This window comes from Leucobacter celer subsp. astrifaciens (genome assembly GCF_001273835.1).
Taxonomy (GTDB): Bacteria; Actinomycetota; Actinomycetes; order Actinomycetales; family Microbacteriaceae; genus Leucobacter; species Leucobacter celer.
Map to the genome: position 1 here is coordinate 121,150 of NZ_JHEI01000137.1, position 24,690 is coordinate 145,839.

Sequence of the window (24,690 nt, forward strand, 5' to 3'; positions counted from 1 at the left end):
CGAAGGAGCTCCTCATGCGCACCACCCCGGGCCACGGCCGCAACCTCAGCTACTACCACTTCGGCCAGACGCCGTTTTTCGCGGCGCAGACCGACCAGCGATTCTCCTACTGCCTCGCCGTGCCCGAGGGCTACGAGGAGGACGGCGACGAGGTCCTCGACCTGCTCGTCCTGGTCCACGGAACCGAGCGCAACCCGGTCGCCTATCGGGACCTCTTCACCGCGTTCGCGAACGAGCACCGATGCATCGTGCTCGCTCCGCTCTTCCCGGTCGGGATCATCGAGCCCGGCGAGCTGCACAGCTACAAGTACCTCGAGTTCCACGGGATCCGCTTCGACGAGATCCTGCTGGGCATGGTCGACGAGGTCGCCGCGCTCTACCGAGTCGACGCCGACCGCTTCATGCTGGGCGGCTTCTCGGGCGGCGGGCACTTCACGCACCGCTTCTACTACCGGCACCCGGACCGTCTGCACGCCATCTCGATCGGGGCCCCGGGCGTCGTCACGCTCGTCGACGAGACCCGGGACTGGCCGGTCGGCACCCGGAATCTCGAGGAGGTGCTCGGACGCGGGATCCAGCTCGATGCGATGCGCGACGTCGCGGTGCAGATGCTCATCGGGGGGCTCGACACCGAGACGTGGGAGATCGCGACCGAGCCCGGCTCGCCCTTCTACCTCCCAGGGGTGAACGACGAGCGCACGAATCGGCAGCAGAAGATGCGCGCGCTCATGGACGACTTCGCGGCGCACGGCATCGCGAGCGAGCAAGCGGTCGTGCCCGGCGTCGGACATAATGCTTATGAGATGGTCCCCGCCGTTACGGACTTCTTCGCACGGGCGCTCGCGCGGCGACGGGACTCGGAAGGACGACATGACTGACGCTGAGCCGACCCCCGTCCCCGACGGCGCGGCGACGCTGTCCGAACGGATCGCGTCTCTCGAGGGCGAGCTCAGCCCGGCGGAGCGTCGGGTGGCGATCTTCATCGGCGAGAACCCCGAGCACGTGCTCTATCTGAGCGCCCAGCGAATCGCCCGGCAGGCGCGGACGAGCGACGCGACCGTGGTGCGGACGGCGAAGACGCTCGGGTACTCCGGGCTCGGAGACCTGAAGCGCAGCATCGGGCTGGGCATGTCGCCGCTCACCCACCCCGCTACGCGACTCGAACGCCGCCTGCAGGCCGCGCAGGGGGACCCCGAGCACGACCTTCTGGGACAGGTGAGCGTCGACGCGGTGGAGCGCATCGAGACGACGCTGGGCCTGGTTCCGGCGGAGACGCTCACCGCGTTCATCGATCACCTGTTCGAGGCGCGCAGCGTCTTCACCTTCGGCACAGGGGTGTCGAGCACCGCTGCGGAGTACGCGGCGAAGAAGTTCTCCCGACTCGGTCTGATTGCGCGTCATGTCGGGGGTATGGGTTTCGACATCGCCGACGACCTCATGCAGCTGCGCGAGGGCGACTGCGTCGTCGTGTTCTGCCCGGGGCGCCTCTTCCGCGAGATCGAGGTCATCCTCGACCGCGCGGAGCGGCTCGGTGCGCCGGTGCTGCTCATCACCTCCGGCCTGCCGCCGGAGGTGAGGGAGCGGATGGCGGTGATCATCGACATCGCGGCGTCACCCGGCGGATTGACGGGCGAGACGCTCATGCCGCTCCTGCTCGTGGACGCGGTGCTGCTGGGGCTCGGGGCTCGGGACCGCACCCGCGCGACATCCTCGTCGAGGCTGCTCAACGAGACGCGTCGGCTCATCGAGACCCGTGACGGCGGAGTGCTCCGCTACCGCTGAGTCGTGCCGCGGCGCACCGGTGGCGATTGCCGCGCCTCATTCGGTACAGTGTACGAAATGCTTCGTGGTGTCGAGGAGGACCCGTGTATCAGCCGGTTGAATTCCAGATCGAGGATCCCGCCTTCGCGGAGGATCTCATCGCTCGGCACCCGTTCGGGGTGCTCGTCGGCATCTCGGACGGGGCCTTCGGAGCGGCGCACCTGCCGTTCCAACTCGTCGGAGACGGGGCGGATCGTGTGCTCGAGGGGCACGGCGCGATCCGGAACGCGCTGCTCACCGGAATCCCCGACGGGGCCGAGGTGCTCGTCGTGTTCTCGGGCCCCCACAGCTATATCACCCCGGGGGTGTACCGGGCGGAACCCGACGTGCCGACCTGGAACTACACGGCCGTGCACGTGCGCGGGCGGTACCGTCGTCTGCCGGCCGCCGATAATCCGGCGGTGCTCGAGCGCACCGTCCGGCACAACGAGGCCGGTGCGATGGGCTCGGGGTGGTCGACGAGCACCATGAGTCGGGCGGACCTCGCCTCGCTCGCGCGCGGGGTCGTCTCCTTCCGGATCGAGATCGACGACATCTCCGCCGCTCGCAAGCTCAGTCAGGACAAGCTCCAGGCCGACGTCGAAGCCGTCGAGGGGCACCTCGACGCGTGCCCGTTCGGGAGCGCGCGGGCGGTCGCCGACGACATGCGCGCGGCGGAGGTGCGGGGGCGTGCAGGGGATCCGAGCACCGACCCCTCGACCTGGCTCGGCCCGCTCGACTGAACGCTAGGCCGCATCCCGCCGCGAGAACTCCTGCTCGAACCCGAGAATGAAGACCTCGAGCCCGCGCTCGAAGAGCTCGGGCGCGCGGAGCCGCTGCAGTGCGAGATCTCGCTCGGTGGTCGGGTGCTGATCCTCGACCGCCGAGCGGACGCTCACGGCGAAGTAGCCGGTGAGGTAGGCGTCGAGCGCGCTGAAGACCTCGGCCGCCCGCTCGGGGGTGAGGCCTGCGCGCTCGAACGCGGCGAGGAGCCCGTGGAGGTGCGATGCCACGGGCTCGACCTCGTAGGGCGCCAGGCCGAGGAGTTCGTGGGAGCGCGGGTGGCTGAAGGCGAGCTCGCGATACGCCGAGCAGAGGTCGTGGGCGAGCTGCTGCCATGACGGGTAGTCGTGCGCCGCGATCTCGGGGAGGCGGCTGCGTGCGATGAGCTCGGAGACGATCGCGCGGGTGAGGTCGTCGCGGTTCTTCACGTACGAGTACAGGCTCATCGTGCCGCAGCCGATCTCCTGAGCGAGATGGCGCATCGAGAGGCGCTCCATGCCGTGCCGTTCGATATAGGAGATCGCCGCGTCGGTGATGATCCCGCGCGAGAGCGGCACACTCTGTCGAAGCGGTTGCGAATCGAGGTCTTGACGCGGGCTCATTCTTGTAGTGTAGTTTTCGTACACTGTACGGAGGCGCAATGCAGCGCCTTGGAAGGGATACCGATGACGACCCCATACCTCACCGCCGCCGAGGCGACCGGACTGTTCGAGCGCCGCGAGCTCTCGCCGGTCGAGCTCCTCGACGACGTCCTCGCCCGCGCCGATGCCGCAGAGCCGACGATCAACGCGTTCACCGAGCAGCTGCGCGACGAGGCCTACGCGGCCGCCCGTGAATCGGAGCAGCGCTTCCTCGAGGGAACGCAGCGCCCTCTCGAGGGGATTCCGCTCGCACTCAAGGACGAGCAGCCCATCGCCGGGCGGCTCCAGCAGGATGGATCGCTGCTCTGCCGCGGCGCCGTCGCGGAGATCACCCACCCCGTCGTGGAGCGGATCCACGGTGCCGGCGCCGTCGTGCATGCCCGCACGACGACCCCCGAGTTCTGCGCCGCGGCGGTCACCCATACCGCTCTGTGGGGCGTGACGAGGAACCCCCACAACCCCGACTTCTCGCCCGGCGGCTCCTCGGGCGGGTCCGGCGCCGCGCTCGCCGCGGGCACGACGGTGCTCGCGACGGGCTCGGACATCGCCGGCTCGATCCGCATCCCGTCCGCCTACTGCGGCACGGTCGGCTTCAAGCCGCCCTACGCGCGCGTGCCCGGCATCGCGCCGTTCAACGCCGACACCTACTGCGCCGACGGCCCGATGGGCCGATCCGTCGCCGACGTCGCCGCGCTGCAGAACGTGATCGTCGGTCAGTGGCGCGGCGACCAGGCCTCGCTCCGCGACAATCCCGTGCTCGCCCCCGTCGCCGGCAGTCTCACGGGCACCAGGATCGCGCTGAGCCTCACGCTCGGCGCATTCGATCCGGATCCGATCGTGGTGGCCAACACGCTGGCGTTCGCCGACGCTCTCCGCAGCGCCGGAGCCACGGTCGAGGAGGTGGAGCTGCCCTGGACCTCGGACCAGATGTCCGAGCTCCTGTGGGCGCACTTCAACGCCATCATGGGCGCCTCGGTCGAGTCGCTCATCGACGGCGACCCGGAACGGGCCGCCCAGCTCATGCCGTACACGCGAGCCTTCGTCGAGCGCGCCGCCGCACCCGCGGTCGGATACGCGGAGGGGCTCCTGGGCGAGAACGCCTTCTTCCTCCCGCTCGGCGAGATCCTCGATGCCTACGACGCGCTCCTGTGCCCGACGCTCGCGAACACCGGCTTCGCCGCGGACGATCCGTGCACCGACACCCCGGCGATGCTCGACGCGATGATGACGATGCCGTTCAACATCGTGGGTCGGGTGCCGGTGCTCTCCGTGCCGTCGGGCCGTGCGTCCAACGGCCTCCCCACCGGAGTGCAGATCGTCGGCCGGCCCTACGATGACGCGACCGTCTTCCGGATCGGCGCTGCCGCGGAGGCCGAGCTGGCCCTGTGGACCTCTCCGGACTGGTGGCCCTCGCGATGAATCCTCAGCACGACGCCGGCGCGGTCGCCGGCGCGAACCGCCTCGTCCCGCAGCTCTCCTACTCGGGGCTCGTGATCTTCGGTGTGTCCTACATGGCGCCGGCCATCGTCATCGCCACATTCGGGGTGATCGCGGTGCTGTCCCAGGGGGCGACCGTGCTCGCCTACGCCGTCGCCACCGTCGCGATGCTGCTCACCGCGCTCAGCTACGGCAAGCTCGCCCGGGCCTTCCCCACCTCCGGCTCGATCTACACCTACGCGCGCGGCACGCTCGGCTCGCACGCCGGCTTCCTCGCCGGCTGGGTGATCCTGCTCGACTACCTGTTCCTGCCGATGGTCGCCTGGCTGATCACGGGGCTGTACATCTCCGTGCAGTTCCCGTTCCTCCCCTCCTGGGGCTGGGGGCTCGTCATCATCGCCGTCACGACCATCGTGAACATCATCGGGGTGCGCCTCGCCGACCGCCTCAATCGGGTGCTCCTCGTCATCGTGCTCCTCGCCGTCGCGGCGGCCGTCGTCGGCGGCACGGTGTTCGCCGCGAGCGAGGGCCACGCGGTCGCACCGGCGATCCTCCCCGCGGATCTGGCCCTGCCCGCCGTCGTCGCCGGTGCCGCGGTAGCCGCTTACTCCTTTCTGGGCTTCGACGCGGTGTCGACCCTCAGCGAGGAGGTGAAGGACGCGAGACGGAACGTGCCCCGCGCCATCGTCGCGGTCGTCCTCATCGGCGGGGGCATCTTCATCCTCGTCGCCTTCGTGCTGCAGTGGGCCCACCCCGGGTTCGACTTCGCGGCACCGGACACCGCCGGGTTCGAGATCATGGGTATGATCGGTGGGCCGGTGTTCGCCGGATTCGTCAACGCGGCGATGCTCATCGGAACCATCGCGTCCTGTCTCGCGGTGCAGGCGAGCGGCAGCAGGCTGCTGTTCGTGATGGGTCGTGACGGCGTGCTGCCGCGCCGGATCTTCGGCCGGCTCTCCGCCCGTTTCCGCACCCCGGTCGTGAGCCTTCTGATCATCGCGGCGATCGGTGTGGCCGGGCAGCTCTTCACCGTGGGCGATGCGACGTCGCTCATCAACTTCGGCGCGTTCCTCGCGTTCGCGACCGCCAACGTCTGCGTGATCGTGCTGTGGATGCGGGCGCCCGAGCGGCCGCGCGCCGGCGGCGGGGTGATCGGGTGGATCCTCGTCCCGATCGCCGGAGTCGTCGTGGATCTGTTCCTGCTCGCCAACCTCAGCCCGCTCGCGCTCGGCATCGGCAGTGCCTGGGTCGTGCTCGGGCTCGTGGTCCTCGCCGTGCTCACCCGGGGATTCCGGAGACCGGTTCCGAGCATCGATCTCGATGCCGCCGCCGCGGACGCCCCGGCCGGCGCGGCATCCGCCGCTGCGGCCGCGGAGCCCGAGTCCCTGGCTCCGCGCGCCTGAACCCATTCCCACCGAGGCGGTCGAAGACGACCGCCGGACCAGGAGGTCACCATGTACACCAGCCCGTATGCCGACGTCGAGATCCCGAACGTCTCCGTCCACGAGTTCCTCTTCGGCTCTCTGCAGCCGGAGGACCTCTCCCTCTCCGCTCTCATCGACTCCGCGACCGGGGCCGAGACGAGCTACGGCGAGCTCGCCGCCCAGATCGACGCGTTCGCCGGGGCGCTCGCCGCCCGCGGCGCCGGGCTCGGCACGGTCGTCGGGCTGCTCTGCCCGAACGCGCCCGCCTTCGCCACCGTCTTCCACGGCGTGCTCCGGCTCGGGGCGATCGTGACGACGCTGAACTCGCTCTACACCGCCGGTGAGATCGAGAAGCAGCTCCGCGACGCCGAGGCGAACTGGTTGATCACGGTCTCGCCGCTGCTCCCGCAGGCGAAGATCGCGGCGGCGGCGGTCGGAATCCCCGACGAGCGGCTGATCGTGCTCGACGGCGCTGAGGGCCACCCCTCCCTCCGAGAACTGCTGTCGGCGGGGGAGCGGCCGCCCGAGGTCTCGTTCGACCCGACGACCCACCTCGCGGTGCTGCCCTACTCCTCCGGGACGACGGGGGTGCCGAAGGGGGTCATGCTCACGCACCGCAACCTCGTCGCGAACGTGTCGCAGTGCGGGCCCGTCATCGATGTGGAGCGCGATGATCGCGTGCTCGCGGTGCTGCCGTTCTTCCACATCTACGGCATGACTGTGCTGCTGAACCTGGCGCTGCACGCGCGTGCCGCGCTCGTGACGATGCCGAGGTTCGACCTGGTCGCCTTCCTCACCGCGATCCAGGATCATCGCTGCACCTACGTGTTCATCGCGCCGCCGATCGCGGTCGCGCTCGCGAAGCACCCCGTGGTCGACGACTTCGACATCTCGAGCGTGCGGACGCTGCTCTCCGGGGCGGCCCCGCTCGACGGCGAGACCGGTGAGGCGGCCTCGCGCCGGATCAACGCGCGGATGCTGCAGGGGTTCGGGATGACGGAGCTCAGCCCGGTGTCGCACGTCATCCCGCCGCAGCGCACCGATCTGCCGGTGAGCTCGATCGGGGTTCTGCTGCCGAACCAGGAGGCCAGGCTCGTCGACGTCGCGACCGGCGCGGACGTGGCCGGGGACGAGCAGCCGGGGGAGCTGTGGGTGCGCGGCCCCAACGTCATGCTCGGGTATCTCGGCCGTCCGGATGCGACGGCGGAGACGCTCGACGCCGACGGCTTCCTGCACACCGGCGACGTCGCGGTGCATCATGCCGACGGCTCGTTCACCGTCGTCGACCGGGTGAAGGAGCTCATCAAGTACAAGGGCTACCAGGTCGCCCCGGCGGAACTCGAAGCGCTGCTGCTCTCGCACCCGAAGGTCATGGACGTCGCCTGCATCGGTGTGCGGAATGAGGAGGGGGAAGAGGTGCCGAAGGCGTTCGTCGTCGCGGCGCCGGACAGCGAGCTCGGCGCCGATGAGGTGATGGCCTTCGTCGCCGAACGGGTCGCCCCCTACAAGAAGGTGCGTCGCGTCGAGTTCGTCGAGACGATCCCGAAGTCGAGCTCGGGCAAGATCATGCGCCGGGATCTCCGCGCGCGTGAGGCGGCGGCGGTGTAGCGACGCGGCGAGGGCGCCCCCCCTCAGTCCCCTGCGGACAGCGGGGCGCCCGCCTGCTCGGCGAAGAGCCGGATCGCGCGCTGGGCGTCGGCGACCGTGATGCTGCCGCCGGCCACGATGTGGAGGCCGTAGGCGTCCTCGAGCGCGACGAAGTTCATGGCGATGTCCTCGAGCGGTCCGGTGAGCTCGAACTCGCCCGACGCCGATCCCTCTTCGAGGATGTCGCGGTAGAGGGCGAGCTGCTCGCGGTAGAGCCGCTGCACGAGTTCGTCGTGCAGCGGCGACTTCCCCGCGAGCACGTCGAACTCGTAGAGCAGGCGCATGAGCGCGTCGTCCGGACCCTCCGGGAGGCCTGCGGTGATCGCGGTCCCGAGCTTCCGCGCTGCGCCCTGCTGCTGCGCCACGAGCGCCGCGCGCTCCTCGCCCACGCGGCGCATGCCGGCCGCGTGCGCTTCGACGAGGATCGCCTCGAGATCCTCGTAGTAGTAGAGCAGCGCGCCGCGGGTCACGCCGGCCTGGTTGGCGACGTCGGTGAGCGAGAGGTTGCGCAGGCCGTGCTCGGCCGCCGCGGCGAGGGCCGCATCGACGACTTCTCTGCGGCGCTGCTTCTGCGTGCTCGGTCGGGCCATACGGCCAGTATGCCAGGGCTCCGAGCCGCCGTGCGCCGCTCGCGTCGGCCCCGCCCGACTCCCACTTCTGCTCTGGGGTGGGAGCGGGCCTCAGGGCGGATCCGCGCGAGAAGCAGTTTCTTGACATTTGAGTTAATTAATTTACTCTGGAGTGAAAGAACTTGTCCGCGACACGACCGCGGACCCGATCCTCTGGAGCTGACATGGCCGTCGACACCCTCTTCACCGGCGGAAGGATCCGCACCTTCGATCCCGAGCAGCCCTGGGCGGAAGCCCTCGGCGTGACCGGCGACCGCATCAGCTACGTCGGTCCCGCCGCAGACGCGCCCGCCGCCCGCCGCACCGTGCAGCTCGAGGGCCGCCTGCTCACCCCCGGCGTCGCCGACACCCACAATCACCTGCTGCTCGGCTTCGACGACCTCGCCGTGAGCCTCGACCAGGTGCAGAGCCTCGACGTCGTGCGATCCCGCATCGCCGAGTTCGCGGAGACGCACCCCGAGCTCGATTGGATCTGCGCCGAGAACGCGCTCTACTCGGTGGTCGAGGGGCGTCGCCCCAACGCGGACGATCTGGTGGGCGTCACCGACAAGCCGGTCTTCATCACCACCTACGACCAGCACTCGGTGTGGCTCAACCGGCCCGCCCTCGCCCGGCTCGGCATTCTGAACGGCGGCGACATCGCCTGGGGCAACCCCGAGATCGATGCGACGACGGGCGAGCCCACCGGCTGGGTCACCGACTTCTACACGAGCGCCATGACGATCGACGGCCTCGCCGAGCTGCAGCGCGACATCCCCATGTACTCGCCGGATCGCCGCTACCGCAAGATCGTGAACAGCCTCGACATGGCCGCCCGCTTCGGGATCACGACGGTGGTCGAGCCGCAGGTGCCGCTCGCCGAGCTCGACCTCTTCGCCCGCGCCGAGCGCGAGGGCCGGCTCACCTCGCGCACCATCGCCGCGATCTACCACCCGGTCGGTGCCGACGGGGACTTCCGCACCCGCATCACCGAGGCCATCCGCGAGACCCCGCAGCACGAGCGCTTCAAGCTCGGCCCCGTCAAGCTCTACGCCGACGACGTGATCGAGCCGCACACCGCGGCGATGCTCGAGGACTACGCCAACCGCCCGGGTCACCGCGGCCACACGAGCCTCGAGCCGACCGAGTTCACGAAGCTGTTCGTCGAGCTCGACCGCCTGGGCTACCAGGTGCACACGCACGCCACGGGCGACTGGGGCATCCGCCTCACGCTCGACTCGATCGAGGCTGCCCAGCGTGCCAACGGCCGGGTCGACGCCCGCCACGGCATCGTGCACGTCGAGTGCCTCGCCCCCGAGGACCTGCCGCGCTTCAACGAGCTCGGTGTCGTCGCGGCCATGCAGCCGCGGCACGCCTCACCCGATCTCGTCGCCGGCACCTGGATGGAGAACGTGGGCGAGGCCCGCTGGGACCGTGCGTGGCGCTTCCGCTCGATGATCGACTCGGGCGCGCGCGTCACCTTCTCGAGCGACTGGCAGGTCGGCGAGATGGATCCGCTCGTGGGCCTGTACAGCGCCATGACCCGCGCCCGCCTCGACGGCCAGGACGCCTGGACCGCGGGGGAGCGGCTCGACCTCGACCGCGCGCTCGAGGCCTACACCAGGGGCGGGGCCGACGCCTTTCACCACGAGGACGCGCTCGGCACCCTGCGCGTCGGCGCGCTCGCCGACGTGGTCGTCTGGTCGGGAGATCTCTACGGCATGGAGCCCGCCGAGATCCTCGAGCAGCGCGCCGAGCTGACCGTGGTCGGCGGTACCGCGATCCACGACGCCCGCGGCGAGCTGGGCGGCACGCGGGCCGCCGCGAACGTGCAGGATCCGGCCGGCGCCGGGCAGAGCTGCAGCGAACCCGCGGCCGACCACCACTGCCACAGCCACTGACACAGCCCACGGTTTCGACCCGCTCCGCTCGCTCAACCGGCTATCGTGCGCTCAGCCGGTTGAGCGAGGAACTCGCGACGAGTCGAAACCCGAGCAGCGACATCCTCGAACCACAACGAAGTGAAGGAAATCACATGACCACCCTCCCCTCCCGTTCCGGAGTTGCCGTGGGCGACGATCAGATCGCCCACGCCGTCGCGCACGAGCCGGGCCGGCTGAAGCGCACGCTGAAGCTGCGCCACCTGGTCTTCATCGGCCTCGCCTACATGGCGCCGATGGCGGTCTTCGACATGTTCGGCATCGTCGCCGAGGAGACCGACGGCCACGTGCCGCTCGCCTACCTCGTCGTGATGGTCGCGGTGCTGTTCACCGCGTTCAGCTACTCGCGCATGGTGCGGTTCTTCCCGATCGCGGGATCCGCCTACACCTACGCGAAAGAGGCCATCAACGCGCACCTCGGCTTCCTCGTGGGCTGGGTGGCGACGCTCGACTACCTGCTGCTGCCCATGATCAACGCGATCCTGTCGGGGATCTACATGGGGGCGGTGTTCCCCGAGGTGCCGTTCTGGGTGTGGGTGCTGCTCACGGTCGGGATCTGCACGGCGCTCAACCTGATCGGCGTGAAGCTGGCGGCGAGCATGAACGTGATCCTCGTCTCGATCCAGCTGGTCGTCGCGGTCGTCTTCGTGGTGCTGACCGTCGTGAACATCACCAACGGGGCGAACGGCGCGGAGTTCACGATCGCCCCGTTCATCTCGGGAGACGTGCAGATGGTGTCGATCGCCGCCGGTGCGGCGATCCTCGCGCTGTCGTTCCTCGGATTCGACGCCGTCTCGACGCTCGCCGAGGAGGCCGAGAAGCCCACGCGCGACATCCCTCGGGCGATCTTCATCATCGTGCTCGTCGCCGGGGCGTTCTTCATGACCGTCACCTATGTGATGCAGGTGCTGATCCCCGACGTGACGCAGCTGGCCGACATCGTGGGGGCCTCACCCGAGATCGCGAAGTACGTCGGCGGGGCCGCCTTCCAGGCGATCTTCGTGGGCGGCTACATGATGGCGGTGCTGGGCTGCGGCATCACGCAGCAGATGAGCGCCGCCCGTCTGCTCTACGCGATGGGTCGCGACGGGGCGCTGCCGAAGCGGCTCTTCAGCTGGGTGAACCGCACCGGGGTGCCGGTGGGCAACGTGCTGCTCGTCGCGGTCGTCGCGCTGACGGCGCTCTTCGTCGATCTCGACCAGGCCGCCTCGATGATCAACTTCGGCGCCTTCATCGCCTTCACCTTCGTGAACCTCTCGGTGATCTTCGTCTTCTTCCGCTTCCTCAAGCGACGTGGACCGGGCATCTGGCTCAGCTTCGTGGCGGTCCCGGCGATCGGCGTCGCGATCAACGTGTGGCTGTGGTTCAGCCTCGACAACGTATCGATGATGATCGGCGGGGTGTGGTTCGCGCTCGGGCTGATCTACCTGCTCGTGAAGACCCGCGGATTCCGGGCTCCGGCGCCGGATCTCACCGGCCCGATCAACATCAGCATGTACGAGTGAGGTCGTCGGGTCGGTTCATGGCCTAGTCTGGGGGGTGCCCGCGAGTCGGGCGGAGAAGCCGACATGAAGATCCTCATTGTGGAAGACGACGAGCGGGTGTCCGACGTGCTCAGCGCCTACCTGCGGCAGGCCGGGTACACCACGGTCTGCGTTGCCGAGGGCGCGTCGGCGCTGGATGTGCTGGGATCGGACACCGATGTCGTGCTGCTCGACCTCGGGCTTCCCGACATGGACGGGATCGACGTCTGCCGCCGCATCAGAGGCGTGTCCGGGGTGCCGATCATCGTCGCGACCGCCCGGAGCCACGTCGATGAGCGCATCAAGGGGCTGCACGCCGGCGCCGACGATTTCGTGGTGAAGCCCTACGACGTGCGCGAACTGGTCGCACGCATCGAGGCCGTGACCCGTCGCACCCGCGCGCTGGCAGTCGACTCGCAGACCACAGCCGGCATCACGATCGACGGGGTGCTCATCGACCTCGCGAATCGCCTGGTGCTCGTGGACGGCGAGTGGGCTGAGCTCACGCCCAAGGAATTCGACATTCTCGCGGTGCTGGCACGCTATCCGGGTGTCGTCGTGCCGCGGGATCGGATCATCCGGGAGGTGTGGGGTACCGACTGGAGCGGATTCGGCCGGTCGCTCGAGGTGCACGTCGGCTCGATCCGGCGCAAGCTCGCCCGCCCATCCCTCATCGCGACCCTCCGGGGTGTCGGTTATCGATTGACTGGGAGCTGAGGCGGTGGTCGGGTACGTTGCAGTCCTCGATCGAGACGATCGGGGCACGCCCTACGAACGGCGAGAAGTCGCCGTTCGTTCGACGGGCGTGGGTGTCGGCTACCGACTGACGGGATCCTGAGCGGTGCGCACCCGGCTCATCATCTTCTTCCTCGTGCCGATGACGGTGATCCTCATGGCCCTCGGAGGGGCCTACGCCTGGAGTGTCGCGCGCAGCACCCAGCACGAGGTGTCGAATCAGCAGCTGGGAGATCTCGGATACTTCCTGACCGGGGCCCGGCAGGCGCTTCGCGCCGGCAACCCGGCCGTAGTCGAGGCCGAGATGCGCCGCCACAGCGAGCTCTACGAGACCCGCATCGCCGTGTTCGACCGGTCGGGGGTGCTCTGGGCATCGGGCGGACTGCAGCCCGCGGAGGTGGACGAGGGGTTGGCGGCGCGGATCGGCCTCGCCCTCTCCGGCCGACGCAGCGATCCCTCTCCGGCGGTGCTGCCCTGGTCGTTCGGCGAGACCGTGACCGTCGAGCCGGTGTTCGACGACGGCAATGTGATCGGCGCGATCACGATCTCAGCCAGCGCGGACGCGCAGCGCGGCGAGATCCTCGCGCACTGGGCGGTGCTGGTCGCGGCCTGCGTGCTCATCCTCGCGCTGCTGGTCCTCGCCGTGGTCAGGCTCGCCAACTGGGTGCTCAAGCCGATGCTGCGCGTGGACCGGGCGATGGCCGCGATCGAGCACGGTGAGATGGATGCGCGCATCGCCGATGATACGGGTCCGCCCGAGATGCGGCGGATGATCCGGATCTTCAACCAGATGGCGGACGAGATCGAACGGGTGATCTCGCGGCAGCAGGAGTTCGCGATGAACGCCTCGCATGAGCTGCGCAACCCGCTCGGGGCGCTGCTGATGCGCGTGGAGTATCTCTCGACCGGGCTCGACGAGAAGTGGGATGCCGAGGTCGAGGAGACCCGTGAAGAGGGGCGCCGGATGTCGCGCATTCTCGACACGCTGCTGAACATGGCGAGAGCCGGTCGGCAGGACTCGGCGTTCGCCGTCGTCGACTTGGGCGGGCTCGTGGCCGACCGGGCCGACGCCTGGGGCGAGGTGGCGGCTGAGGAGCGGGTGAGGATCGCGGTGCACCGCGGCGGTACCGTGCTGAGCATCACCGACCGCACATCGGTGGAGAGTGCCCTCGACGCGGTGATCGACAACGCAGTAAAGTTCGCGCCTGCCGACACGGTGATCGATGTGACAGTGCAGCGCGACGATGACGGGTGCGTGATCGCGGTGCGCGATCACGGCCCTGGGCTCGCGCCCGATGAACTCGAGCGGGTGACGAGCCGCTTCTGGCGGAGCCCCCGCGATCAGAACGTTCCCGGCTCGGGGCTGGGCCTGGCCATCGCGAGCGACCTGCTCGACTCACTGCGCGGTTCGGTGCGAGTCTCGGTTCCCGAAGACGGCGGTCTGCGGGTCGCACTGCACCTGCCGGGAGGGCCGCAGTGATGCGGGGGAGGACGCGCGTCGTCGCGCGTGCAGGCGCGCGAACCGCCCTGGCGGCGGTTCTGGTGCTGGCGGGAACGCTCGGTTTCAGTGGCTGCGTCGGCCCGTCGTACACGAACGGGCCGGCTCAGCAGATCGCGGGCGGCGGCCCCGCCGGCGTCTACTACGGCTACGGCGAGCAGCTGGCCGAGGTGTTGCGTGCCGAGCTCGGGCTCGACATCTCCGTGACCGAGACGCACGGTTCGGTGGACAACCTGTTCCGGGTGGCCGAAGGCCAGGCACTCGTGGGATTCGCGCAGGGGGACACCGCAGCCGACGCGATCGCGGGCACCGGGGATTTCACCGGTCCGCTGCCGGTGCAGGCGATCGCACGCGTGTACGACGAGTACGTGCAGGTCGTCGTGCCCGCCGGTTCCGATATCGAGCGGATCGCGGATCTGGCCGGCCGCCGGGTCTCGCTGGGCGCGCCGAACTCTGGAGTGCAGGTCATTGCGGCGCGCGTGCTCGGCTCCTCCGACGTGCCGCTCGAGCAGATCGACAACCCCGAATTGGGGCTCGACGCGTCGATCGAGGCGATGCAGCAGGGGAGGATCGACGGCTTCTTCTGGGTCGGCGGGCTTCCGACCCCCGGCATCGCGCAGCTGGGGCAGACGATGCCGATCCGGCTGCTCCCCATCGAAGCGGACACGGTCGAGCGGGTCAACTCCGGGCACGCCGGCGTGTACCGCATCGCGGATTTCCCGGTCGGCGCCTACGGGGTCGAGGCGCCGACGGCCACCATGACCGTGCCGAACTACCTGGTCACGGCTGAAAGCGCACCCGAAGACCTGGTCTACGACATGACACGTGTGCTCTTCGAGCATCGCTCGACGATCGCGCGCACGGTGGCCGCGGCGGAGTTCCTCGACCGGCGCCAGGCGATATTCACCGCGCCGATGGATCTGCACGCCGGAGCGGTGAAGTACTACCTCGAGGCGCGCCACTGAGCCGTCGCTGCTGCACCGCCGCCCGCTGATCCACTGGCTGCGCGCGGTTCCGCAAGAAGGCTCAAGAAACGCTCAAGAGGCACGACAGTGCGGTGAGCCGCTCCCTAGCATTGGGGCCTGATCGGTTCGACGGTGAACGACACCTCTGATGGGGCAGCGAGAACCCGTGAACCGTTGCAGCCAGGCTAAGCACCTGCGGCGCGTTCGACTCCGCAGGTCACGACCCAGAGATGGAGACATGATGAGTGCGAGCGAACCGCTTGTCGTCGTGGAGAACGTGCAGAAGCACTACGGGGAGTTCCAAGCCCTGACTGACATCGATCTGACGATCGACAAGGGCGAAGTGGTGGTCATCATCGGCCCCTCGGGATCGGGCAAGTCGACGCTGTGCCGCTCGATCAACCGCTTGGAGACCATCACCAGCGGTTCGATCCGAGTCGACGGCAAGGAGCTGCCCGCCGAGGGCAAGGAGCTCGCGAAGCTGCGAGCCGAGGTCGGCATGGTGTTCCAGTCGTTCAACCTCTTCGCCCACCTGACGATCCTCGAGAACGTCACACTCGGGCCGATCAAGGTGCGCGGTCTCAGCAAAGCCGATGCCGAGCGAGAGGCGATGCAGCTGCTCACCCGGGTGGGCGTCGAGAAGCAGGCGTCGAAGCTCCCCGCGCAGCTCTCGGGCGGACAGCAGCAGCGTGTGGCGATCGCCCGATCGCTGGCCATGCACCCCAAGGTGATGCTCTTCGACGAGCCCACCAGCGCCCTGGATCCCGAGATGATCAACGAGGTCCTCGACGTGATGATCGGGCTCGCCAAGGAAGGCATGACGATGGTCGTCGTCACCCACGAGATGGGCTTCGCGCGCAAGGCCGCGGACCGTGTCGTGTTCATGGCCGACGGCCAGGTCGTCGAGCAGGCCACACCCGAGGAGTTCTTCACCAACCCGAAGAGCGGGCGAGCCAAAGACTTCCTCTCCAAGCTCATCACGCACTGATCCGTTTGCAGACCCACTCGGATCGTGCTTCGGGCGATCTGAGTATCCGAAAGATCGAAAGGAACACTCCATGCGTTTCAAGAAGTCCATCGCCGCACTCGGCTTCCTCGCCGCAGCGGCGCTGACGCTCACCGGCTGCAACAGCGGCAGCCCCGCAGGCGACGCGAGTGGCGGCGAACCGGTGGTCGCCGATGTCGCCGAGGGTGTGGCGCTCGACGGCAGCCCCACCTTCGACGAGATGCAGGATCGCGGCAAGGTGGTCGTCGGCGTCAAAGAAGACCAGCCCGGTCTCGGCTACCTCGACAACGTGACCAACGAGCGCAGCGGCTTCGACGTCGACATCGCGCGCTGGATCGCGGGCTCGCTCGGCTTCGAAGAGGAGAACATCGAGTACAAGGCGATCGCATCGGCCAACCGCGAGCAGGCGATCAAGAACGGTGACATCGACTACTATGTCGGCACCTACTCGATCAATGACAAGCGCAAGGCCGACATCGACTTCGCCGGTCCGTACTTCATCACCGGCCAGGGCCTGCTGGTGCAGCAGGGCGGCACCGACTTCCAGTCGCTCGAGGAGCTCGAGGGCAAGACGGTCTGCTCGGCGACCGGCTCCACCCCGATCCAGAACATCAAGGAGAACTTCCCCGGCATCAACACCCAGGAGTTCGACCTCTACTCGGCGTGCGTCGAGAGCCTCGTCAACGGCCAGGTGGACGCCGTGACCACCGACCAGGCGATCCTCATCGGCTACGCGGCTCAGGATCCGGACAACCTCATGGTCACCACCGGCCCGCTGCTCACCGAGGAGCTCTACGGCGTCGGCCTGCCCAAGGGCGACGATGTGCTGCGCGCCCACATCAACACTTTGTTCACCGACGGCGGTGACGAGTGGCAGAGCATCTTCGACCGGAACCTCGGCGACTCGGGCATCACGATCGAGCAGCCCGCGGTGGATGCATATTAATCGCTGACGACCCCCGGAGCGCGGCCGCCGACGCGGCCCGCTCGGGGGGTCTCACACAGGAGAGGAAGACGTATGGACGTCATCTTCGGGAACCTCGATCTCTGGGGAACCGCGATCAAGAACACCCTGCTGGTGTTCTTCGGGGGTGGTGTGCTGGCGCTGGTGCTGGGCGTCATCGTCGGGGCGATGCGAGTCTCGCCCGTTCCGATCGCGCGAGGTGTGGGCACCGTCTACGTGAACATCATCCGCAATACGCCGCTGACGCTGGTTTTCTTCTTCTTCGTGCTCGGGTACCCGGCGCTCGGTCTGCCGAAGATGAGCACGCTGGTGCTGGGGATCCTCGCGATCGGCATCTACACCGCGACCTATGTCGCGGAGGTGCTGCGAGCCGGCATCAACACCGTGCCGGTCGGGCAAGCCGAGGCCGCCCGAGCGATCGGCTTGCCGTTCGGTCAGGTCATGGGCTTCGTGGTGATGCCCCAGGCCTTCCGCTCGGTCGTGCCGCCCATGATGAGCGTGTTCATCGCGCTCCTGAAGAACACCACCGTCGCGGCAGGCTTCTCAGTGGCCGAGCTGGCTGCGCTGCGTGCGACGATCAACGACGCGGCCGGGCGACCCGGCAGCCCGATGGAGGTGCTGCTGTGGGTGGCGCTGGTGTTCGTCGCGATGGTGATGGTGCTGAGTTTCGCGCAGAACCGTCTTGAGAAGAAGTGGAGGATCGTCCGATGACTTCCGTGCTGTACGACGTCCCAGGCCCGAAGGCGATCCTGCGCAACCGCGTGATCGCCGTGCTCACGGTGCTGCTCGTGGCCGCCGTCGTGGGCTTCCTCCTGTACCGCTTCGCGCTGTCGGGACAGTTCTCCGCTCAGAAGTGGGGCCTGTTCACCTACTCCACCATCTGGGAGCAGATCTTCCAGGCGCTGGGCAAGACGCTCGCTGCATTCGCCGTCGCCGGCGTGCTGAGCGTCGTGCTCGGGTTCGTGCTCGCCATCGGGCGCCTCTCCGACCATAAGGCGGTGCGCATCCCGTTCATGGGGGTCACCGAGGTGTTCCGGGCCGTTCCCGTGCTCGTCATGATGATGCTGCTCTACTACGGGCTTCCCTCGGTCGGGGTGCGCATGGATCCCTACTGGGCCGTCGTGATCGCGCTCGTGGTCTACAACGGCTCGGTGCTCGCCGAAGCGCTCCGAGCCGGTATCGAGTCACTGCCACGGGGCCAGAAGGAGGCCGGCTACGCGATCGGCCTGCGCAAGAGCGGCGTGATGCGGCTCATCCTGCTGCCGCAGGCGGTGCGCGCCATGCTCCCCGTGATCGTCGCCCAGCTCGTGGTGACGATGAAGGATACAGCGCTCGGCTTCATCATCACCTACCCCGAACTCCTGTACCTCGCGAAGCAGCTCAGCAGCAACGTGCAGTTCGGCAGGCCGCTGCTGCAGTCGGCCTTCGTCATCGGCGGCATCTACATCATCATGTGCCTCATCCTCTCCGCAATCGCGAAACAGCTCGAGGTGCGCATGGGGAAGAGCCCGAAGGCCAAGGGTGGCAATGCGGGCACCGCGACCGCCACGGTTCCGGTGCAGCCGGGTGATCCCCGTCTGCATCAGCAGGGCACCGTGACCGAGGTGATCGCGACTCAGGGGGACGGCCCGCGGGTCGAGAGATAGATGTACGATCTGCTGTATCGCACCCCCTCATCGACCCCGCGTCGGTGAGGGGGTATCTGTATCGGGGGGAGAGGCCATGCCGATCGAGTTTCTGCCGCAGGACACGGACTGGTGGGTGCTGGCGCTGCTCTTCCTGGCGGCGTTCGCCGCCGGGTGGATCGACGCGGTGGTCGGTGGCGGCGGTCTGCTGCAGTTGCCCGCGCTGCTGCTGGTACCCGGGATGACACCGGTGCAGGCCCTCGCCACGAACAAGCTCGCCTCGGTGTTCGGCACGGCTACGAGCAGTGCGACGTTCTACCGGCGGGTGCGCCCGAGCCTGCGTACGACGCTGCCGATGGCCGGGATCGCGATGCTCGGCGCCTTCGGCGGCGCGTCGATCGCGGCGTTCCTGCCGGCCGCGGTGTTCAAGCCGATCATCGTGATCGCTCTGCTGGCGGTGGCGATCATCACGCTCGCCAAACCGTCACTGGGTGCGGTGACGCGTCTCAAATACAAGGGTGCGCGTCACGTCGTGGTCGCCGGCGCGACCGGCGCGGTGATCGGGTTCTATGACGGGATCCTGGGCCCCGGCACGGGAACCTTCCTCGTGATCGCGCTCGTCGGGCTGCTGGGCTACGACTTCCTGCGCGCCAGCGCGAAGGCGAAGATCGTCAACTTCGCCACGAACGTGGGAGCGCTGCTGTTCTTCGTGCCGCTCGGAGCGGTGCTCTGGCCCCTCGGGCTCGTGATGGGAGCGGCCAACGTCCTCGGCAGCCTGATCGGCTCGCGCATGGCCATCGCGAGGGGATCCCGGTTCGTCAGGGCGCTGTTCCTCGTCGTGGTGGGCGTGCTGATCGTCAAGTTGGGCTTCGACATCTGGAGCGAGGCTCCGGGCTGACGCCCTCGGCCTGATGTCCGCGGATGGCGCTCCGTGGGGGGCTCCCCTTGGGTGGGGGCGGCTCTCCGTGGGTGGAGGCGGCTCTCCGTGGGTGGAGGCGGTTTCACGAGTGACGCGGCGCGGAGCCGTAGTTGCCGCCAGCCATTCGCGCTGTCGCGACTCTGCGGCTCTCACCGTTGTTTCGGACAGCTAGACGCCGATCCGTCCGAAACAACGGTGAGAGCCGAGGAATCGGATGAGCGATGAGACCCACCGGGCGGCGGGCCCTGCGGCTCTGGAGCTCAGCCGGCGTAGGTGTCGACCGCGAGGATCTTCACCGAGATCTGGTTGCCGTTGGGGGCGGCGTAGCTGGTCTCATCGCCCACGCCCAGACCCAGGATCGCCACACCCAGCGGGCTCTCCGAACTGTAGACGTCGAGGTCGCTGCCGTCGGCCAGCTCGCGGCTGCCCAGCAGGAAGCGCTCTTCGTCGCCGAAGACCTCGGCGGTGACGATGGTGCCGACCTCGACGACGCCGCTCGCCTGCGGAGCCTCGCCCACGACGGAGTGCTTCAGCAGCTCTTCGAGGTCGCGGATCCGGGCCTCCATCTTGCCCTGCTCGTCTTTCGCCGCGTGGTAGCCGCCGTTCTCCTTGAGGTCGCCCTCTTCGCGTGCCGCCTCGATACGCGCGGCGATCTCCTTGCGCCCCGGCCCGGAGAGCGCGTCCAGCTCGCCCTTGAGACGGTCGTAAGCTTCCTGCGTCAGCCAGGTCTGCGTGGGCTCGGCCATGGTCGATCCTCGTTTCGTGTGTGCGCGGTGTGCTTCGGTGCTCGTGCGGATCGCGGGCCGTGCGGGTGGACCGCGCCCGCACCCACCGTGGCGCGGGGTAAACGGAACGCCCCGACCAGGTCAGGGCGCGGCCTCCAGGATAGCACCGCGATTCCGGAACACCGGCCGAGAGCATTCCGCGTGTCTGTTCGGACGCACCCGGATGGCGGTGATGACGCGGGGCTGATGCGCCGGTGCCTCGGGTGGCGCAGTACTGCGTCGCGTCGTGAAACGCGGAGTCTCAAATGGTTGCTTCGACGACCACTGAACCAGCCATTTGAGACTCCGGGAGCAGGGGGAGGGGGCCACGAGGGTGGGTTCAGAGGGATGCGCCCAGGGTGGTGGGTTCAAGGGGAGGGGCCCAGAAGGATGGGTGCAGCAGGATGCGCCCAGCGCGACCGATCCAGAGTGACGGGCCCGGAGAGCGGCGAGGATCCCGCGGCCTACTCCACGACCCAGCACTCGCGCGCGGTCGCGGCGGTGGCGGGGTTCGTCACGACCAGTCGTGTGGTGACGGTGTGGGTGCGCTCCTCGGTCACCGGCAACTCCACGATCTTCCACCCGACCGTGGCCTTCACCTTGTTGAGCGCCTCGACGGCGCACGCGACAGGAGTGTTCGGCGGGGCGCTCACCTCGAACTTCACGTCGAGGTTCAGTTCGTCCTGCTCCGTGTAGCCGATGTCCTGCCACGACACGCGGTTGGTGTTCTGCCAGCCGCTGAACAGCAGGAAGCACACGCCGCCCGCCACCAGCAGCGCGGCCGCCGCCCAGGCGAATCGCCGATCGAGGCGCCGCCTGCGGCCGGAGCCGTAGCGGTCTTCGAGGGACTGCTCGCCGGGGTGCCCGGAGCCGGTTCCCGAGCCGCTTCCCGACTGCTCCGCCGCGGCCGTCACCCGGTCATCCGCCGAGCCGCTGGTCGCTCCTGCATCTGCAGCCGTCTGCGACACGGGAGCCTCCGATCCGGGCTGGGTAAACTGGGTGATCGTTGCCAGACTACCGGGAGGCTCCCGAGAGGCACGTGAGAGGACTCGCATGACGCTCAGGTTGATCGCGGTGCACGCGCACCCCGACGATGAGTCCAGTAAGGGCGCCGCCACCTACGCGCACTATCTCGAAGAGGGCGTCGAGGTCTTGATCGTGAGCTGCACGGGCGGCGAGCGCGGAGACGTGCTCAACGAGCTCGTCGCCCGCGATCCGAAGAGCCACCGGGATCTCGCCGGCCTGCGGCGCGACGAGATGACGCGCGCCCAGGACATCATCGGCTTCGAACATCGTTGGCTCGGCTATCAGGACTCCGGCCTGCCCGACGAGGGCGACCCTGTGCCGCCGGGATCCTTCGCCGACATCCCCGCCGAGGTCTCGGCCGAGGCGCTCGTGCGCGTCGTGCGCGAGTTCCGCCCGCACGTCATGATCACCTACAACGAGCAGGGCGGCTACCCGCACCCCGATCACATCCGGTGCCACGAGATCAGCCGCATCGCCTGGGAGCGCGCGGGGGATCCGGGCGCCTATCCCGAGGCCGGTGACCCCTGGTCCATCAAGAAGCTCTACTACGAGGAGATCTTCAACGCCGAGCGCGTCACGACGGTCTATCAGTGGCTGCTCGACAACGAGCCGACCTCCCCGCTCATCGTGCAGTTCGCCGAGATGCGCGAGTGGATGAGCCGCCGGGAGTACCGCGGCACCGCGAAGATCGAGGTGGGCCGCTTCTTCGAGCGCCGCGACGAAGCGCTGCGCGCGCACGCGAGCCAGGTGCCGCCCGACAGCCCGTTCTTCTTCTGGCCGAACGAGCTGCAGCGCGAGGCCTGGCCGTTCGAGGACTACCGGCTCGCGGCGTCGCGGGTGGCGACGAGCGAGTTCGAAGCGGATCTGTTTCAGGGAATCGAGGAGGAGCGCGCATGAACGTGCTGAACATCGCGGTGCGGATCGCGGAAGAGACCGAGTTCGATCCCGACAAGGTGACGCCCGGCTGGGAGGGCTTCGTGTTCACGGGTCTGCTGGCCGTCGGCATCATCGCGCTCGGGTTCCTGCTCGTGAAGCGTCTGCGCCGCAACGCCTACCGGGCAGAGGTGCGCGAGCAGATCGCAGAGGAGCTCGCCGACCAGGCCGAGGATCCCGACAGCCCGGCCGTTCCTGCGGCTTCGACCGGTCCTGACGGCTCGACCGATCCCGACCGGCGGGTCTGACGCGACCGTGAGCGACCGCGACAGCTTCGAGGATCCGGGCTTCGGCTCCGCGGATGAGGAACGGTGGCCGGGCGAGTCCTGGGGCGCCCCGCGACCGGAGGGGTGGTCGGAACAGCGTTCGGCGGCACCTCGGCCCCAGCCGGCGGGGCGCGCGCCCGCCGGCGGACCTGCTGATGCAGTTGCCGGTGCGGTCCACGCGCCTGCAGCGGGAGAGCCCGCTCGGGCTGCCGCGGCGGCGTCTCGTGGCACCGACCCGCTCGTCGTGCTCTCGGAGGTCTTCGGCTACGACTCCTTCCGGGACGAGCAGCGGGCCATCATCGACCAGGTGGTCGGCGGGGGCGACGCGGTCGTGCTGATGCCGACGGGCGGCGGCAAGTCGATCTGCTACCAGATCCCGTCGCTCGTGCGCGAGGGCACCGGAGTGGTGCTGTCGCCGCTCGTCGCGCTGATGCACGATCAGGTCGCCGCGCTGCGCCTGGCCGGAGTGCGCGCCGCCGCCCTCAACTCCGCGATGTCGTACGAGGAGCGGCTCGACGTCGAACGCGCCTACCGCGCGGGTGAGCTCGAGGTGCTCTACCTGGCGCCCGAGCGGCTCTCCGCCCCCGGCACGGTCGAGCTGCTGAGCCAGGGCCGCATCGCGCTGTTCGCGATCGACGAGGCGCACTGCGTATCGCAGTGGGGGCACGACTTCCGCCCCGACTATCTGCGTCTCGGTGCGCTCGCCGAACGCTGGCCCGACGTACCCCGGATCGCCCTCACCGCCACCGCGACCCCCGAGACGCACCGCGAGATCACCGAGCGGCTGCACCTCGAGAACGCCGCGCACTTCGTCTCGAGCTTCGACCGGCCCAACATCCGCTACCGCATCATCTCGAAGCAGAACGTGCGCTCGCAGCTCATCTCGTTCATCCGAGGCGAGCACGCGGGCGAGGCGGGCATCGTCTACGCGTTGAGCCGCAAGCGGGTCGAACAGACCGCCGCCGCGCTGCGGGACGCCGGGATCGACGCGGTGGCCTACCACGCGGGCCTGCCGGCATCCGAGCGACTCGAGGCGCAGACCCGCTTCCTGCGCGAAGACGGCGTGGTGGTCGTCGCGACCATCGCATTCGGCATGGGCATCGACAAACCCGACGTGCGCTTCGTCGCCCACATCGACCTGCCCAAGTCGATCGAGGGCTACTACCAGGAGACGGGCCGCGCGGGCCGCGACGGCCTGCCCTCCGAGGCCTGGCTGGCGTACGGGCTGCAGGACGTGGTGCAGCAGCGCCAGATGATCGAGAGCGGCGATGGCGACGCCGCCACCCGGGCCAACCAGACCCGCCACCTCAACCAGATGCTGGCGCTCTGCGAGGGCGTGGAGTGCCGACGCGCGTTCCTGCTGCGCTACTTCGGGCAGGATCCCGCTGATCCTTCTTCGCCGATCGAGCGGGGTGAGCTTGACTCCTCCCGTCATCCTGCGCGCAGCGAGCCTGCGAGCGGAGTCGCAGGATCCCACTCCGCGCCGGCCTACGCCTGCGGCAACTGCGACGTCTGCCTCGATCCGCCGAAGCTGTGGGACGCGACCACCCCGGCGCAGATGCTGCTCTCCACGATCATCCGCACCCAGAAGGAGCGCGGTCGCACCTACGCGGCCGGGCAGCACATCGACGTGCTGCGCGGCGTGGGGTCGGATCGTGTCACCCAGATGCGGCTCGACGAGCTCTCGACGTGGGGGATCGGCAAGGAGTGGTCGGTCGCGCAGTGGCGGGGGCTCGTGCGGCATCTGCTCGCGGTGGGGCTGGTCGAGGCGCGCGGCGAGTGGGGTGTGCTCGCGCCCACCGAGGCCGCGAAGCCGGTGCTGCGCGGCGAGGAGCAGGTGCGGATGCGCGAGGAGGTCGTGGCTCGGGCCGCCGGTCGCGGCGGGCGATCGGGCGGTGCGGGATCCGGCGCCGCGAAGCGCTCGGCCGCCGCGGCCGATCTGTCGCCGGATCAGGCCGAGATCTTCGAGCGGCTGCGCGAGTGGCGGGCCGGCGAGGCACGCAAGCAGGGCGTGCCCGGCTACGTGGTGTTCGGCGATGCGACGCTCGCAGCGCTCGCGGTGCACCGGCCCTCGTGCGACGACGAGATGCTCGCGATATCCGGCATCGGCCAGGTCAAGCTCGAGCGCTACGGAGCCGCCGTGCTCGAGGCGCTCGCCGGGGCCTGATCCGCCGGTCCTGATCGCC

23 protein-coding genes are annotated in these 24,690 nt (G+C 68.9%); 19 read left to right on the forward strand and 4 right to left on the reverse strand.

The window, feature by feature from the left end; translation table 11 throughout:
- The first annotated feature begins 14 nt into the window (after positions 1–14).
- The 3 genes from AMS65_RS11115 to AMS65_RS11125 all read left to right on the forward strand — a co-directional run bounded on the left by AMS65_RS11115 (position 15) and on the right by AMS65_RS11125 (position 2,543).
- Positions 15–878, forward strand: a complete 864-nt coding sequence (locus AMS65_RS11115) for an alpha/beta hydrolase (RefSeq protein ID WP_053384242.1) — start codon at positions 15–17, stop codon at positions 876–878.
- Complete coding sequence (locus AMS65_RS11120; RefSeq protein ID WP_053384243.1) at positions 871–1,782, forward strand: MurR/RpiR family transcriptional regulator; 912 nt, start codon at positions 871–873, stop codon at positions 1,780–1,782. Before AMS65_RS11115 ends, AMS65_RS11120 begins: the two co-directional genes overlap by 8 nt.
- Positions 1,783–1,865: 83 nt before the next feature.
- Positions 1,866–2,543 carry an FMN-binding negative transcriptional regulator gene (locus AMS65_RS11125; protein WP_053384244.1) on the forward strand — a complete coding sequence of 226 codons (678 nt, stop codon included), beginning with the start codon at positions 1,866–1,868 and terminating at the stop codon, positions 2,541–2,543.
- 3 nt (positions 2,544–2,546) lie between these two features.
- Here AMS65_RS11125 and AMS65_RS11130 read toward each other — a convergent pair whose 3' ends face one another.
- The gene (locus AMS65_RS11130) at positions 2,547–3,185 is read right to left on the reverse strand and encodes a TetR/AcrR family transcriptional regulator (RefSeq protein ID WP_083451642.1); all 639 of its coding nucleotides are present in this window, start codon (positions 3,183–3,185) and stop codon (positions 2,547–2,549) included.
- A 63-nt stretch (positions 3,186–3,248) separates the two neighbouring features.
- On the opposite strand from AMS65_RS11130, the gene AMS65_RS11135 reads away from it, so the two are divergent.
- The 3 genes from AMS65_RS11135 to AMS65_RS11145 are packed head-to-tail and all read left to right on the forward strand — an operon-like array spanning position 3,249 to position 7,693.
- Complete coding sequence (locus AMS65_RS11135; RefSeq protein ID WP_053384246.1) at positions 3,249–4,643, forward strand: amidase; 1,395 nt, start codon at positions 3,249–3,251, stop codon at positions 4,641–4,643.
- Positions 4,640–6,064: an APC family permease gene (locus tag AMS65_RS11140; protein ID WP_053384300.1), complete on the forward strand. Its 1,425-nt coding sequence runs from the start codon at positions 4,640–4,642 to the stop codon at positions 6,062–6,064. Before AMS65_RS11135 ends, AMS65_RS11140 begins: the two co-directional genes overlap by 4 nt.
- Positions 6,065–6,115: 51 nt before the next feature.
- Entirely contained in the window at positions 6,116–7,693 is a 1,578-nt protein-coding gene (locus tag AMS65_RS11145; RefSeq protein ID WP_053384247.1) for an AMP-binding protein, read from the forward strand.
- A gap of 23 nt (positions 7,694–7,716) precedes the next feature.
- On the opposite strand, the gene AMS65_RS11150 is transcribed toward AMS65_RS11145, so the two are convergent.
- Positions 7,717–8,322 carry a TetR/AcrR family transcriptional regulator gene (locus AMS65_RS11150; RefSeq protein ID WP_053384248.1) on the reverse strand — a complete coding sequence of 202 codons (606 nt, stop codon included), beginning with the start codon at positions 8,320–8,322 and terminating at the stop codon, positions 7,717–7,719.
- A gap of 203 nt (positions 8,323–8,525) precedes the next feature.
- On the opposite strand from AMS65_RS11150, the gene AMS65_RS11155 reads away from it, so the two are divergent.
- The 10 genes from AMS65_RS11155 to AMS65_RS11200 all read left to right on the forward strand — a co-directional run bounded on the left by AMS65_RS11155 (position 8,526) and on the right by AMS65_RS11200 (position 19,494).
- Positions 8,526–10,241: an amidohydrolase gene (locus AMS65_RS11155; protein ID WP_053384249.1), complete on the forward strand. Its 1,716-nt coding sequence runs from the start codon at positions 8,526–8,528 to the stop codon at positions 10,239–10,241.
- Between the two features lie 134 nt (positions 10,242–10,375).
- Complete coding sequence (locus AMS65_RS11160) at positions 10,376–11,785, forward strand: APC family permease (protein WP_053384250.1); 1,410 nt, start codon at positions 10,376–10,378, stop codon at positions 11,783–11,785.
- 63 nt (positions 11,786–11,848) lie between these two features.
- A complete protein-coding gene (locus AMS65_RS11165; protein WP_053384251.1) occupies positions 11,849–12,520 on the forward strand; it encodes a response regulator transcription factor in 672 nt (223 codons plus the stop codon).
- Positions 12,521–12,644: 124 nt separating this feature from the next.
- Positions 12,645–14,018, forward strand: coding sequence for a sensor histidine kinase (locus tag AMS65_RS11170; protein WP_053384252.1), 1,374 nt, complete (start codon positions 12,645–12,647; stop codon positions 14,016–14,018).
- Complete coding sequence (locus AMS65_RS11175; protein WP_053384253.1) at positions 14,018–15,001, forward strand: TAXI family TRAP transporter solute-binding subunit; 984 nt, start codon at positions 14,018–14,020, stop codon at positions 14,999–15,001. The genes AMS65_RS11170 and AMS65_RS11175 overlap by 1 nt, the downstream gene beginning before the upstream one ends.
- 241 nt (positions 15,002–15,242) lie before the next feature.
- Positions 15,243–15,989 (forward strand): amino acid ABC transporter ATP-binding protein, encoded by a 747-nt coding sequence (locus tag AMS65_RS11180; protein ID WP_157502234.1) that lies wholly within the window; start codon positions 15,243–15,245, stop codon positions 15,987–15,989.
- A 70-nt stretch (positions 15,990–16,059) separates the two neighbouring features.
- The gene (locus tag AMS65_RS11185) at positions 16,060–16,953 is read left to right on the forward strand and encodes a glutamate ABC transporter substrate-binding protein (RefSeq protein WP_053384255.1); all 894 of its coding nucleotides are present in this window, start codon (positions 16,060–16,062) and stop codon (positions 16,951–16,953) included.
- Between the two features lie 72 nt (positions 16,954–17,025).
- The gene (locus AMS65_RS11190) at positions 17,026–17,682 is read left to right on the forward strand and encodes an amino acid ABC transporter permease (protein WP_053384256.1); all 657 of its coding nucleotides are present in this window, start codon (positions 17,026–17,028) and stop codon (positions 17,680–17,682) included.
- A complete protein-coding gene (locus tag AMS65_RS11195) occupies positions 17,679–18,617 on the forward strand; it encodes an amino acid ABC transporter permease (RefSeq protein WP_053384257.1) in 939 nt (312 codons plus the stop codon). The genes AMS65_RS11190 and AMS65_RS11195 overlap by 4 nt, the downstream gene beginning before the upstream one ends.
- 76 nt (positions 18,618–18,693) lie before the next feature.
- Positions 18,694–19,494 carry a TSUP family transporter gene (locus AMS65_RS11200; RefSeq protein ID WP_053384258.1) on the forward strand — a complete coding sequence of 267 codons (801 nt, stop codon included), beginning with the start codon at positions 18,694–18,696 and terminating at the stop codon, positions 19,492–19,494.
- 281 nt (positions 19,495–19,775) lie between these two features.
- Here AMS65_RS11200 and greA read toward each other — a convergent pair whose 3' ends face one another.
- Both greA and AMS65_RS11210 read right to left on the reverse strand, forming a co-directional pair.
- On the reverse strand, positions 19,776–20,261 hold the full coding sequence (gene greA / locus AMS65_RS11205; RefSeq protein WP_053384259.1) for a transcription elongation factor GreA: 486 nt from the start codon (positions 20,259–20,261) through the stop codon (positions 19,776–19,778).
- A gap of 482 nt (positions 20,262–20,743) precedes the next feature.
- The gene (locus AMS65_RS11210) at positions 20,744–21,247 is read right to left on the reverse strand and encodes a DUF4307 domain-containing protein (protein WP_241489418.1); all 504 of its coding nucleotides are present in this window, start codon (positions 21,245–21,247) and stop codon (positions 20,744–20,746) included.
- Between the two features lie 85 nt (positions 21,248–21,332).
- Here AMS65_RS11210 and mca point away from each other — a divergent pair, with 85 nt between their 5' ends.
- The 3 genes from mca to AMS65_RS11225 are packed head-to-tail and all read left to right on the forward strand — an operon-like array spanning position 21,333 to position 24,671.
- Positions 21,333–22,202 carry a mycothiol conjugate amidase Mca gene (gene mca / locus AMS65_RS11215; protein ID WP_083451644.1) on the forward strand — a complete coding sequence of 290 codons (870 nt, stop codon included), beginning with the start codon at positions 21,333–21,335 and terminating at the stop codon, positions 22,200–22,202.
- Positions 22,199–22,486 carry a hypothetical protein gene (locus tag AMS65_RS11220; RefSeq protein ID WP_053384260.1) on the forward strand — a complete coding sequence of 96 codons (288 nt, stop codon included), beginning with the start codon at positions 22,199–22,201 and terminating at the stop codon, positions 22,484–22,486. Before mca ends, AMS65_RS11220 begins: the two co-directional genes overlap by 4 nt.
- Before the next feature lie 7 nt (positions 22,487–22,493).
- Entirely contained in the window at positions 22,494–24,671 is a 2,178-nt protein-coding gene (locus tag AMS65_RS11225; protein ID WP_083451645.1) for a RecQ family ATP-dependent DNA helicase, read from the forward strand.
- Positions 24,672–24,690: the final 19 nt, after the last annotated feature.